The sequence below is a fragment of the Listeria sp. ILCC797 genome (genome assembly GCF_900186185.1).
In the GTDB taxonomy this organism is placed as follows: domain Bacteria; phylum Bacillota; class Bacilli; order Lactobacillales; family Listeriaceae; genus Listeria; species Listeria goaensis.
In genome coordinates, this window is record NZ_FYBS01000010.1 from 74,356 (window position 1) to 87,365 (window position 13,010).

General features: G+C 40.2%; 11 protein-coding genes. 8 read left to right on the forward strand and 3 right to left on the reverse strand.

The genetic code is table 11. The features are described from left to right. Positions 1–18: 18 nt before the first annotated feature. A complete protein-coding gene (locus tag BN1609_RS10895; RefSeq protein ID WP_088809100.1) occupies positions 19–975 on the reverse strand; it encodes an LCP family protein in 957 nt (318 codons plus the stop codon). 212 nt (positions 976–1,187) lie between these two features. Between BN1609_RS10895 and BN1609_RS10900 the strand changes: the two genes are divergently transcribed. The 4 genes from BN1609_RS10900 (at position 1,188) to BN1609_RS10915 (ending at position 7,907) form a co-directional block, all read left to right on the forward strand. After that, on the forward strand, positions 1,188–2,252 hold the full coding sequence (locus BN1609_RS10900) for a glycosyltransferase family 4 protein (protein WP_088809099.1): 1,065 nt from the start codon (positions 1,188–1,190) through the stop codon (positions 2,250–2,252). A 129-nt stretch (positions 2,253–2,381) separates the two neighbouring features. Further along, a complete protein-coding gene (locus BN1609_RS10905) occupies positions 2,382–3,290 on the forward strand; it encodes a peptidase U32 family protein (RefSeq protein WP_088809098.1) in 909 nt (302 codons plus the stop codon). 11 nt (positions 3,291–3,301) lie between these two features. Then, complete coding sequence (locus BN1609_RS10910) at positions 3,302–4,528, forward strand: U32 family peptidase (RefSeq protein WP_088809097.1); 1,227 nt, start codon at positions 3,302–3,304, stop codon at positions 4,526–4,528. A 358-nt stretch (positions 4,529–4,886) separates the two neighbouring features. After that, positions 4,887–7,907 carry a putative mucin/carbohydrate-binding domain-containing protein gene (locus tag BN1609_RS10915; protein ID WP_088840852.1) on the forward strand — a complete coding sequence of 1,007 codons (3,021 nt, stop codon included), beginning with the start codon at positions 4,887–4,889 and terminating at the stop codon, positions 7,905–7,907. 90 nt (positions 7,908–7,997) lie between these two features. Here BN1609_RS10915 and yjbH read toward each other — a convergent pair whose 3' ends face one another. Then, the gene (gene yjbH / locus BN1609_RS10920; protein WP_088809095.1) at positions 7,998–8,807 is read right to left on the reverse strand and encodes a protease adaptor protein YjbH; all 810 of its coding nucleotides are present in this window, start codon (positions 8,805–8,807) and stop codon (positions 7,998–8,000) included. A gap of 208 nt (positions 8,808–9,015) precedes the next feature. Further along, the gene (locus tag BN1609_RS10925; RefSeq protein WP_088838802.1) at positions 9,016–9,600 is read right to left on the reverse strand and encodes a CYTH domain-containing protein; all 585 of its coding nucleotides are present in this window, start codon (positions 9,598–9,600) and stop codon (positions 9,016–9,018) included. A 104-nt stretch (positions 9,601–9,704) separates the two neighbouring features. On the opposite strand from BN1609_RS10925, the gene BN1609_RS10930 reads away from it, so the two are divergent. The 4 genes from BN1609_RS10930 to fabI all read left to right on the forward strand — a co-directional run bounded on the left by BN1609_RS10930 (position 9,705) and on the right by fabI (position 12,942). Next, positions 9,705–10,367 (forward strand): GTP pyrophosphokinase family protein, encoded by a 663-nt coding sequence (locus BN1609_RS10930; protein WP_088809441.1) that lies wholly within the window; start codon positions 9,705–9,707, stop codon positions 10,365–10,367. A 24-nt stretch (positions 10,368–10,391) separates the two neighbouring features. After that, positions 10,392–11,186 carry an NAD kinase gene (locus BN1609_RS10935; RefSeq protein ID WP_088809093.1) on the forward strand — a complete coding sequence of 265 codons (795 nt, stop codon included), beginning with the start codon at positions 10,392–10,394 and terminating at the stop codon, positions 11,184–11,186. 14 nt (positions 11,187–11,200) lie between these two features. Further along, on the forward strand, positions 11,201–12,082 hold the full coding sequence (locus BN1609_RS10940) for an RluA family pseudouridine synthase (RefSeq protein WP_088840853.1): 882 nt from the start codon (positions 11,201–11,203) through the stop codon (positions 12,080–12,082). 71 nt (positions 12,083–12,153) lie between these two features. Next, on the forward strand, positions 12,154–12,942 hold the full coding sequence (gene fabI, locus BN1609_RS10945) for an enoyl-ACP reductase FabI (RefSeq protein ID WP_088840854.1): 789 nt from the start codon (positions 12,154–12,156) through the stop codon (positions 12,940–12,942). The last annotated feature ends 68 nt before the right edge of the window (positions 12,943–13,010 follow it).

The window sequence follows — 13,010 nt, forward strand, 5'->3', positions numbered from 1 at the left end:
GGAAGTTCTTTTTTTGTCTTATTTCATTTCAAGATTTTTAGCTAGTTCATCGTGCAGGCGTGCTCGTTCGGCGTCGGATACGACATAGTACCACGGGCCGCCATCAACACGGCTACCTTCACCTTTGACTTGGAGGTTTTCGATATTAGATAGTGCGCCGCGATAATCTTTCGCGATACGTGTAATATCGTTCATTGTAAAGTCGGTTTGAATGTTGTCGCCAATGGCATTTAAAATGCCGTCAAAGCGCCAAATAATACCTGTACTTAATGCTTTCTCAGCAACAGCAGACATAACTTGTTGTTGCCGTTTTTGACGCCCAAAGTCGCCTTCTGCATCAGTTTTACGGATTCGTACATACGCTAACGCATCTTCACCGTCTAAATGAATTTTTCCTTTGTTAAACACCTTTTTGCTACCATCAGCCGATTGTGAGGCAAGCGTCAGACCGTCTTTATCATTGACAACATCAATACCACCCACCGCATCGACTAAATCGCGGAAGCCTTCCATGTTAATCTTGATGTAATAGTTGAATGGAATGCCGTTTAGAAACTGTGTTGTTGTAGCGTCCGTCATTTTAACACCGCCATAAGCATAGGCCGCATTAATCTTATGCGGATTTGAATCGTATCCAGGAATGGTGGTTTTTGTATCACGCGGGATACTCAACATTTGAATTTTATTTGTATTCGGGTTTACAGTTGCCGCAATAAGAGTATCTGAACGCCCTTTATCACCAGCGCGTTCATCGACGCCTAGAATTAAAACAGAAAAGGGTTGTTTCTTTTCTAAATCAACACTAGCGTTTTCTTTTCCTTCAATTGGGGTATGAATTTTATTAAAGGTTGATGTTGTTTTCCAGTAAGCGTAGCCTAAGTACCCAGCAATTCCGAGAACAAGAACTAGCAAGATTGTAAGAAATATTTTTAAGCCTTTGCGCTTTTTCTTTTTATTAGATCGCAAATTGTTCATCCTTTCTTATTCAATACTTTCATTTTAATACAAATTAAGTCTAACGTCAGCTTTTTTAGGAAAAAGTCGAAAAATCGACACAAATTTTAGCATTTAGTATAAAATTAGTTTACTAAGCTTTAAAGAAGAGCTTAAGATTTAGGATTTACGTTGTTTTTTTAAGCATAACGACGTATAATAAGTACAGAATTTAATGTAGGGGAGGCCTTGCCTTGTTACCTTCGATTGTTATCCTTTGTCTGATTGCATCAATCGTGTTAACGCCGCTAGTGCGACAAGTCGCTTTATATTTTGATGTGACGGATAAACCGGATAAAAGACGTGTGAATGTACGACCAATTCCTAGCCTTGGTGGTCTGGCTATTTACATAAGCTTTTCAATTGGGCTTTTTTTACTCCCGATTGATAAAACCTTCATTTGGCCACTTTTTCTAGCTGGTACGATGATGATGATAACAGGATTTATTGATGATTTATTTGAAATTAAAGCACGCTATAAATTAATTGGCCAAGTTTTAGCCGCGTTTATTATCGTTTTTTGGGGCGGAATTTCCATAGAATTTATTAATCTGCCATTCGGCGGGGAAATTCATTTTGGCATTTTCAGTGTACCGCTAACGATTTTATGGATTGTTGCCATCACGAATGCAGTCAATCTTATTGATGGTTTGGACGGTTTGGCAGCGGGTGTTTCTACAATTGCGCTGGTTACAATTTTAGGCATGGCCTTTATTATGTCAGACCCAATTGTTATTTCGATTGCCGCAATTTTAATTGCCGCAACTTTAGGTTTCTTACCATATAATTTTAATCCAGCGAAAATCTTTATGGGCGATACGGGCGCGTTATTTTTAGGCTTTATCATTGCTGTATTATCGGTGATGGGCTTTAAAAATGTTACGTTTGTTTCCCTGATTGTGCCAATTTTAATTTTAGGTGTGCCTATCTCGGATACGATTTTTGCGATTATTAGAAGAGCTGTCACCAAACAGCCGATTGCAATGGCCGACAAATCGCATATTCACCATCAATTGATGAATTTAGGCTTCACACATCGGCAAACCGTTATTTTAATTTACGCGATTGCAGCACTATTTTCACTGTTTTCATTCATTTTTACTATGTCAACGATTTGGGGCTCCATCTTGCTGATGGGCGTACTTCTTCTCCTCGTTGAAATCTTTATTGAATCGCTCGGCTTAATCGGTCAAAACTACCGACCAATCATGAAACTACTACGAATTGAACAAGCACGCGATGATGACAATGAATCTTAAAAAGCTAGGATTCCCTCGGGGCCTAGCTTTTATTTTGGCGAAAACAACATACTTGCGAAGTATTGCCCGTATGGCAGACTTGTGATACATTATTCATTGTAAGTTAAAAGGAGAAGAGGAGAATTAAATATGGAAATTATTGCGACAGCAGAATCAGCACTGCAAGCCGAAAATTTGCTTCGCGCCGGAGTCGATACGCTCTATATTGGAAATAGTCGTTTCGGCCTTAGATTGCCAGCTTCTTTTTCAAATGAGGAATTAGAAGAAATCACGAACTTAGCCCATTCTTTTGGGAAAAAGGTGATTGTGGCGGTGAACGCTTTGATGCACAATGAGCACGTCGAAGAGATTCCGGCATTTTTAAAAGCGCTTGATAGAATGGCGGTAGATAAAATTGCTGTAGGGGATCCAGGCGTTATTTTGATGCTTGAAGAGCTGGAATTATCTGTGCCATTCATTTATGATGCGCAAACTTTTGTGACGAGCGCCGAACAAATTGATTTTTGGGTAAAACAAGGGGCCACTGGTGCGGTACTCGCACGCGAATTAACTCGGCCGGAAGTCGCGCAAATTGCGGCACGCCTAGATATTCCCGTAGAAGTGCTTGTTTACGGGCCAACTTGTATTCATCAATCGAAACGAAAGCTTGTCACGAATTATTATAATATAGTTGAGCTTGACGAGAGTGCTGACAAGACGCGGGGGCTTTATTTACGAGAGCCAAATGATGCGGACAGCATGTTGCCGATTTATGAAGATGAAAATGGAACGCATATTTTTAGTACAGAAGATATTAGTATGATGCCCTATTTGGAGGAGCTTTTTGACGCTGGTGTGACAACGTGGAAGCTCGATGGGATTCTTTTGCATGGCGCGGATTTTGTTGCGATTGCGAAGCTTTTTGTGGAAGCAAAAGAGGCGCTCATGGCGGGGAATTTTATTGCGGAAACATTTGTTAACCGTTTAGCAAATCTGGCTCCAGATACACGTGAACTAGGTGCTGGGTTTTATTTGAAAAATCCGGATGAAGTCAAGTAGGGGGAATATTGATGAAGACAACATTAAAAAAACCTGAGGTGCTTGCGCCAGCAGGGAATTTAGAGAAGTTGAAAATTGCGATTCGCTACGGAGCGGACGCTGTATATATTGGTGGACAGGCATTTGGGCTTCGCTCACGTGCCGGAAATTTTAGTTTTGAAGAAATGCAAGAAGGCGTAGAGTTTGCACATGGTCACGGGGCAAAAGTTTATGTCGCAGCGAATATGGTTGCCCATGAGGGGGATACAGAAGGCGCGGGTGAATTTTTCTTAAAGCTACGCGACATTGGTATTGATGCAGTTATCGTGTCCGATCCTGCACTCATTCAAATTTGCTTTGATAGCGCGCCGGGACTTCCAGTTCACTTATCAACGCAAGCATCGGCCACGAATTACAAAACGCTTGAATTTTGGAAAAAAAGAGGGCTTGAGCGTGTCGTTTTAGCGCGCGAAGTCAGCATGAAAGAAATTCGCGAAATCGGCGAAAATACGAATGTTGAAATGGAAGCTTTTATCCACGGAGCGATGTGTATTTCTTATTCAGGTAGATGTACACTTTCGAATCATATGGCGAATCGTGACGCAAACCGCGGTGGTTGTGCGCAAAGTTGCCGCTGGAAATATGATTTGTTTGAGATGGACCACGGAAAACCACAAAACTTGGTGGACGATGACGAGGAGCCATTTTCCATGAGTGCAGTGGACTTGTCAATGATTCGCTTTATTCCTGACATGGTGGATGCTGGCGTCGATAGTTTGAAAATCGAAGGCCGAATGAAGTCCATTCATTATGTGTCAACGGTTGCGAGTATTTACCGGAAAGTGGTAGATGCTTACTGCGCAGATCCGGAAAACTTTGAGTTTGATCCAGCGTGGGAAGACGAGCTTTGGAAAGTGGCGCAGCGCGAACTTTCAACAGGGTTTTTCTACAAAGAACCAACAGAAGATGAGCAGCTTTTCGGAAAGACGCGGAAAATACCGCAATATGCTTTTGCCGCGCAAGTGCTTGATTATGATGAAAAAACGAAGATTGCAACCTTGCAACAGCGGAATAATTTCGGTGTCGGTGATGAAATTGAATTTTACGGGCCGAGCGATACGGGCTTTAAACAAGTGGTGCGTGAAATCTGGAATGCAGACGGCGAAGCAATTGACCGAGCACCAAATGCAATGATGACCGTTAAAATGGTTGTAGATAAACCAGTGGAAGCATTTTATTTTATGAGGAAGAAGAAATAAAAAGGATGAGGATATCTGTTATGGATATCTTCAGCTTGTAGAAAAACTCTAAACTTAAGCCAAACAAAACATACTACGCACAATCAGACTGATGACAAATGGTGAGATTTTCATGGATTGCCGAGTACCGCACCGGAGCGGAGGCAAGAACTACGAAGATTGCTGTTTGTCACCAGTCTGATCTTTTTTTGTATAAAAAAGCCTAAACGATAGATTTAGCAATCTTTTGTAATTTTTATTTTGAAATAAAATCGGTCTGTTTTGAGCCTAAATCTCCATAGAATGGACACTATTTTTCAGAATTTTTGTGCTATACTAAAAATGCTGCAGCGATTCATGGTTTTATAGGAGGAACGAAATGAAAAAGATTTTGTTTGGAATGTTGTTATTTTGCCTAGCGATGGTCGTATCTGTACAAGTTTCTTATGCAAATGGCGTTAATACTAAGCATATTTTTAGTATCGAAGACCCCACTTGGATTAGAAATTCAGGTATGAGCAAGGGAGTGAATCACGATAGGCAAGATTTAGGTTTTATTTTACAAGCTGGGAAAGTTTTAAAAGTTCGTCAAACAAATCCAAATTTTGGGCGTACACTTAAGTTATCATTACTAGGCAACGATTCACAATTTGAAAAATCGGTGAATGTTGGAACAAATTGGGTGACCATTAGTAGCTCAAAAAGTTTAGTGCCTTTCATTGATACACCGTTTGGAGATACAAGTGCTACCATTCAGTATGAGGTCGTTTCAAATGAAGCACAAAAACCGTTACCTACCTACAAGAGTCAAAACAGCGAACGAGATTTCTTCAGAATGTGGGATCAATTTAATAGTGAATATGCGCTAGTTCAAGGAAAAGATTTTCAATTGTTCGTTCCGAAAGGGGACAAAGAAAAACTTAGAAATATGAGAGATTTCAACTCTTTGGACGCATTAATTGGGCATTATGAAAAACTATTTAAGATGTATAATCAAATTGCTGGTTTTGACGGATTGACAGCTTACAACAAGAATTCTGCCAACCGTTATTTCTTGAAAGCCGATGCAAACGGTCCTGGTGGAGCTTATTATAGTTGGAACTGGACCGCGATGACCAGTCCTTCGATTGAGTCATGGCTAAAGGAAGCTGACTGGGGACAGCTTCATGAAATTGGACACGGCTACCAAGCTGGATTTGATAGCAAGGGAATGTATACTGGGGAAGTATTCAATAATTTATATGGCGTTCAATATCAGTATGAGCACTACGGAAAAGCGGCGGATAAAAATGGTTGGCTTTTCGACTACGGAAATAAGAAAGCAGTTGAGGAAGGTTTGTATGAAAGTTTAATTGAAAAAAATGGGACATATGAATCTGTTGGGCTTAGGGAAAAGTTAATTTTACTTACGATGCTTAGACAAAAAGCGGGAAATGATGCGTTACCTGCCATGTATCAAGGTTACCGCAAAGCTGCAAACGAACCTGACTTTAATCCAGAAGCCTACGCATTGCCAGATTTATTTAATGAATATTATAGCCAATATAGCCAGCTAGATTTCTCACCAGTTTTAGAGAAATGGGGACTGACATTAAGTGGAAATCAAGAGTTTGTGAACCGTGCGAAAGGTTATCCAGCCGTGGCTTCGCTTGCTCATATTGTACCTAAAGATAAGCTTGCCAGTGCACGGAATTTACTTGATGCTAAGCTACTCATTACATCGAATTTTGAGATGGTCAAAAATGAAGAAATTGCATCGCTTGATTTAAAAGGCGATTTAACGCTAACATTAAAAGCTGATAATATTTCAGATTTAGTTGGAAGCAAAATTCGTTTGAAAGATGGAACTAGGACGGTTCAAGAAAAAGTAATTAGCAACGGGTCAATGACTTTTACGAGTGTTCCAAACGGCGTATACAGTCTAGAAGTGGTTGGTAGTCAGGCGGACAAGTATGACGTTAAGACATCATACGTATATGTAAAAGAAGCGAAAAACAATGCAAATATTTCTTTGACTAAAATTAATAAAAGTTTTATTGGCAACCAAACGATTCAATTTTTAGGACTTAGCAATCAACCTTTTGCCAGTTTTCAAACTGATGTAAACCAAGGAATGGCCAAGCTTTCAGTCGTTTCAAGTACGCCGCATAGCTATTTCGGAAATCGGAAATACGCAGAAATTACCGTTAAAAACGCATCGGGTGCAGTTCGCTATCACAAAATAATAAACGGTACTAATGCTTCGACTGGGATAGATGAATTTGCTTTTAGAGAAGGGGATCGTGTAGAGGTTTATCACGCGGAAACAGCAGGAAGACTCGTTTCAAAAGAAAGTATTGTTGATTCGTCAAGGAGTGATAATGTGTGGGTGATGACGAAATGGGGATTAAAAAATCAACAATTACAAAATAACGCGGAACAAGATTTTCAAAAAAAAGTGGTAGCAATAGGTGATGCGCTCCTGAAAGACGAAACAATGAAAGCTGCGCCGCTCTCACTGGTTGAGGGCAAGAAACATCTACTTGTGGCCATTCAGTCGCTTACTGAACCGGCTAAAACGGAGTATTTGCAGAAATATAAAAATCTTTTTCCCGGGAAAGAAGAAAAGAATTTCGTGAATGATTATGTGTATACATTTAAAGGGTGGGGGAACCATCTTATCGCGACAATGAATGTGTCGCCAAAAGATATGCAAGCAACTGTTGCGATTAATGCCAACATGCCACATTCTTACTTTGCGAGCTCATATGCCTCCATTACGATTTTAGATAGAAATGGTCTGGAAAAATATACGAAAGATTTTGTAGGCACAACGAATTATCCAGCAAGCACAACTCAGATTCACTTAGCTGAAGGGGATTACATTAAAGTCACGCATAAGGAATCGGGTTCACGCTTAACAATTCAAGAGAAGACGCACCAAACTTTCTTGAAAAAAGGGGATTTAATTACGTATCGTGTGACTAACACTGGCTTAGAAGAAGTGAGTACATCAGAAATTCCAGTGCCTAAAGCTGCCGGCTATGACTTTCAATATGTGTTGAAGGGATTAAGTAATCATGTTGTTGCGACGATGAACGTTTCGCTAACCGACATGCAAGCAACTATTTTGGTAACGGGGAATCGTCCACATGATTACTTCACAGCTTCATATGCCGCGATTGATATTGCGGATAAAAATGGAACAAGGAAATACCGCCAAGATTATTATGGGACAACAGATTATCCTACGAAAACAACGCGCATCAATTTGGCAGAAGGCGACCGCATTAAAGTAAGTCATCGTGAGGCCGCTAGTAGACTAACCATTCAAAACATGCAAAACGGTAGTTTATTAGAGAAAACGAACCTTACTACTGTTTATATTGTTAAAAAAACAGGTTTAGAATTAGTTAAATGATTTTGCGAGCCGATTCCAATTTTTGGAATCGGTTTTTTATGCACAAAAAAAGAGCGGTACACGACTCGTTACCGCTCTGATTTAACATTTTTAACCGATATACTGCCAAACAATTTCACCGTCTTTTAATTCGACGGGTGTTACTTTTTGTTGGAGGCGCCACTTTTTCATTTGGCGTTCAATTTGGCATTGTGATACGTTGTAGAATTGCGCCATTGAGTGGGAACTTGTTACTTTAACGAGCTCAATGTATTCTTCCATCGATGGCTTTTCTTCTGGTTCAGGGAAATGGTTTAAAAGCTCGGATAAAATATGGACATAAATATCATAACGATGTAGGCCTGTAATTTTCAGACCGGCATCTTCAATGTTGCGATTAAAGAAAACAACCGTTGGATTTTCGGTAATCTCCATTTCACGCGCCACTTTTTGATCCCCGATATAGGAGCGTTTAGCGATGTTCGAACTAAAGTCTTTACGGAACTCGGTTAAATCAAGTCCAGTCGAACGTGCTTTTTCAAAAAGGAGGCTTTCATTTGAAATATCTTCTTCGTTCACAAAATAAGCTTCTTGAAGTTTGCGTAAAAACGAGATTCCAAGGTTTTTTCCTTGAAGTTCAGCTGCTTTAACGGCAAGACAAGAAACATAGGAGCGATGAGCAAGCATTTGTTGTTCTTTCAAAGGAAGATTTTCTTTGGAACGCTTTTGCTTACGCATGAAAGTTTGAAGATTATTATGAAGAATATATCTTAATTTAAAATAGTTACCATATTCCATTTGCAGGCGCCGAATGTTTGCTTCCATATCGAAACAGTCTTTACAGGCTGGATCGAAAAATAAATAAATCTCAATCGGCTTACTATTTGCGATGGACGTATAATATAAATTTTGATTAATCATTTTTAATCACCTGATTTTTAATTTCTGACATAAATTCGTTGTCATAGTCTTTGTACCAGTGTGAAAATGTTCTTTAGCATTTGCTGATACACTTTTTATCTATACTCATTTTAGCAGTCACCTAATAAATTAACAAATAATTGTACCTGAGAAAACAGAAGAATTTGCATAAGTTTAATAAAATCGCCATATTTACCGCTTAATTTTATTAATTTATATCACTTTTATATGTATAGTTATAAAAGCGTTCGATTTTATTTAAAGCGGGATGGGGAGAAATACGGTTTTTCTCTAAGAAATGATTGAAAATTTCTTGTCCTTTTTCAAAATCGGAAACTTCATATTCTAAATCAAAATCAATTTTGTCGCCGTAAAAATTTTTATCGAATACTAAAAGGCCTTTTTTGTAGGCGACTTCTGCGCGTCTTGTTTTTAGGGAACCAAAATAGTGTAAGTCCTCATGGGACACGTTTAGTGTGGCTAATTTATCACGGACTGGTCCGGTTGGAATATTGGCGCCGTCAAAAATGGCTTTTGCTTGGTCACTACCTAGAAGTTGTGAGGTTTCAAGTAGGCCATCGCCTTGTGGGGTTTTGAGTGTCATTTCAAAGTGCGTTCCTTTTTGGCGAATGCGAAGGGCACTAAGGCGCTGTTTTAGAGCAAAGTCTTGTGTATCGAGATAATAATTTGTTTGCTCGAAAAAATCGGTTTCTTTTAAGCGAAATAAATCGCAAAGGGTTTCATACTCGTTTTCAGACAAAAGATTACGGAACTCGATTTCCAGTTCTTCCATGGGCATTTTCCTCTTTTCGTGCTTTTCTTCTATAGTAACATAATGAGGAAAATATGGTAAAATAAGAGGGTATGAATAAAAGTTCAGTCTATGAGGTGAGTTTTTTGAACCATTGGGAAGATTTTTTGGCACCGTATAAGCAGGCTGTCGATGAATTAAAAGTGAAACTGAAGGGAATGCGTGCGCAGTTTCAGCTTGAAAATAACCATTCACCGATTGAGTTTGTCACAGGACGGGTAAAGCCGATTGCGAGTATTTTAGATAAAGCGAATCAAAAAAATATAGCGCTAGATCGTTTGGCGGAAGAAATGCAGGATATTGCGGGTCTACGTATGATGTGCCAATTTGTTGATGATATTGAAACGGTCGTTCATTTGCTTAGACAAAGGAAAGATTTTCGGATTGTGGAGGAACGTGACTATATTGCGAATAAAAAGCCGAGCGGTTATCGTTCGTACCATGTGGTGATTGAATATCCGGTGGAAACAATTAGTGGCGAGGAAAAAATTCTTGTCGAAATTCAAATTCGGACGCTGGCGATGAATTTTTGGGCAACAATTGAACATTCTGTAAACTATAAATATCAAGGGGAGTTTCCAGAAGCGATTAACACGCGTTTGAAACGTGCGGCGGAAGCGGCTTTTCAACTTGATGAAGAGATGAGCCAAATTCGCGAAGAAATTCAAGAAGCGCAAGTTTATTTTTCGAAAAACAAAGATGTGCCGAAAAGTAAGACGCAAAGTCATCATGAATTGCCTAAAAAATAGTGAACGATAAAAGGAGAATGCACAGTGAAATATGTGATTACATCGAAAGGGGACGAAAAGTCCAATTTACTTAGGCTAACGATGATTGCTGCTTTTGATGAATACGAAATGGAGTATGATGCGCTAAATCCAGAAATTGTCATTTCCATCGGTGGTGACGGGACGCTGCTCGCTGCTTTTCATGAATATGAACATCGCTTAGACCGAACGGCGTTTGTTGGGATTCACACGGGGCATTTGGGCTTTTACGCAGATTGGCGCCCGAACGAAGCGGAAAAGTTAGTGGAACGCATTGCAGAAGGCAAATATGATAAAGTGTGCTATCCGCTCTTAAAAACGACCGTCCACTACGAATTAGGGAAAAAAGAAGCCGTTTATTTAGCTTTAAATGAATCCACGATAAAAAGTTCCGGAGGTCCCTTTGTCGTTGATGTTATGATTAATGAAAGTCATTTCGAGCGCTTCCGCGGTGACGGGCTATGCATGTCCACGCCTAGTGGCACAACAGCCTACAACAAATCGCTTGGCGGCGCCCTTATGCATCCATCTGTCAAAGCCATGCAGCTTACGGAAATGGCTTCCATCAATAACCGCATTTACCGGACGATTGGAAGTCCGCTTGTTTTTCCAGAACATCATCAAGTGAAATTAAAACCAGTAAATGACAAAGACTTTCAAATTTCAGTGGATCATTTAAGTATTTTGCATCGCGATGTGCGCGAAATTGTATATGAAGTAGCAAGTGTGGAGATGCAATTTGCTCGTTTTCGGTCGTTCCCTTTTTGGAAACGAGTGCATGATTCCTTTATTGAAGACTAGGAGGAAAAAAGGTTTTGTTTTTAGAGTGGCGAGTTAGTGAACAAGAAACGGGCATTTTACTTCGAACGTTTTTACGACATCATCATATTTCAAAACAGTTACTTGCTTCGGTGAAATATAATGAAGAGGGCAAAATTGAAGTAAACGGCGAGGAACAAAATGTGCTGTATAAAGTTCAGGCGGGGGATAAGATTGGTATCCATTTTCCACCTGAAAAGGAAAACACGCGTTTAATTGCGGAGTTTAAACCGCTAAATATTGTGTATGAGGACGATTTTATTTTAGTTTTGAACAAGGAAGCGGGCATGGCGAGCATTCCGGCGCAGTATCATCCGAGTGGGTCTGTTGCGAATCATTTAAAGGGTTACTATGAAACAATTGGTCTCGATTCGGCGATTCACATTGTGACGCGTTTAGACCGTGAAACATCTGGTCTGATGTTGATTGCGAAAAATCGGTTCGCACACGCTCGTCTAAGCTGGACGCTTCAAAAGGGGCTGTTAAAACGGCGCTATCAGGCGCTTGTTTCGGGCAACTTGGCGGAGGACGAGGGTTTTATTGAAGCACCAATTGGGCGTAATAGCGATATTAGCATCATGGAACGCATGGTCGCGCCTGACGGGAAATATGCGAAGACAAACTACAAGCGAATTGGCAGTTACACGTCGTTTGATCATTTGCAAATTGAGCTTGAAACAGGAAGGACGCATCAAATTCGGGTGCACTTTTCTTATATCGGCCATCCTTTAATCGGTGACACGATGTATGGTGGGCCAAATGAATTGTTAGCACGAAACGCTCTACACTCGTATCATCTACACTTGGTGCATCCTTTTACCGAAGAGTATATGGAGTTTGAAATCCCTTTGCCAGAAGATTTACAAGCGCTTCTTTAGAAAAATGTGGAAAATGAGCTTTAAAATGATGTAAAATAGAAAAGGCAATGCAAATTGAGGAGGAATTAGTAATGAATTTAACTTTAGAGGGAAAAACGTATGTTGTGATGGGGGTAGCGAATAAACGCAGTATCGCTTGGTCGATTGCGAAATCTTTAAATGATGCGGGGGCAAGTCTTGTCTTTACATATGCGGATGAGCGCGCGAAGAAAAGCATCGATGAACTTTCTAGTACACTTTCGGAAAAAAATCATGCGGCACCTGTCGTTCAATGTGATGTAACAAGCGAAGAAGGCATTAAATCCGCTTTTGAAACGATTAAAGCGCACGTTGGAAAAATTAGTGGTCTAGCGCATTGTATCGCGTTTGCCAACAAAGATTTCCTAGCTGGCGATTATTTAGAAGTAGACCGCGAAAGTTTCTTACAAGCGCACGAAATTAGCTCCTACTCCTTTACAGCTGTTGCGCGCACGTTAAAACATTTAGATATGCTAACAGAAGATGCGAGCTTACTGACACTTACGTATCTTGGCGGCGAGCGCGTTGTCGAAAACTACAATATTATGGGTGTAGCAAAAGCTTCTCTTGATGCTACTGTCAAATATATGGCGATGGATCTTGGCAAAGTTGGCGTACGCGTCAATGCAATTTCCGCAGGCCCAATTCGTACATTATCCGCACGCGGAGTAAGCAGTTTCACGAAATCTCTTGCAATTGTGGAGGAAAAAGCACCGCTTAAACGCTCGACACAGCCTGAAGAAGTTGGCGATACGGCACTCTTCTTGTTTAGCCCACTTTCAAGAGGCATTACAGGCGAGTTAATTCACGTCGATAGCGGTTATCATATTATCGGATTCTAAAGTATGCATTCTAGGCTCCTGTTTTCTGTTTTTTAAGGGAAACACGGAGCCTAATTTTGTGTCATGAG

Bases quoted from the DNA above. Each gene is read 5' to 3' on its own strand.
- BN1609_RS10895 (WP_088809100.1), bottom strand. From the start codon at position 975: ATGAACAATTTGCGATCTAATAAAAAGAAAAAGCGCAAAGGCTTAAAA.
- BN1609_RS10905 (WP_088809098.1), top strand. From the start codon at position 2,382: ATGGAAATTATTGCGACAGCAGAATCAGCACTGCAAGCCGAAAATTTG.
- BN1609_RS10910 (WP_088809097.1), top strand. From the start codon at position 3,302: ATGAAGACAACATTAAAAAAACCTGAGGTGCTTGCGCCAGCAGGGAAT.
- BN1609_RS10915 (WP_088840852.1), top strand. From the start codon at position 4,887: ATGAAAAAGATTTTGTTTGGAATGTTGTTATTTTGCCTAGCGATGGTC.
- yjbH (WP_088809095.1), bottom strand. From the start codon at position 8,807: ATGATTAATCAAAATTTATATTATACGTCCATCGCAAATAGTAAGCCG.
- BN1609_RS10925 (WP_088838802.1), bottom strand. From the start codon at position 9,600: ATGGAAGAACTGGAAATCGAGTTCCGTAATCTTTTGTCTGAAAACGAG.
- fabI (WP_088840854.1), top strand. From the start codon at position 12,154: ATGAATTTAACTTTAGAGGGAAAAACGTATGTTGTGATGGGGGTAGCG.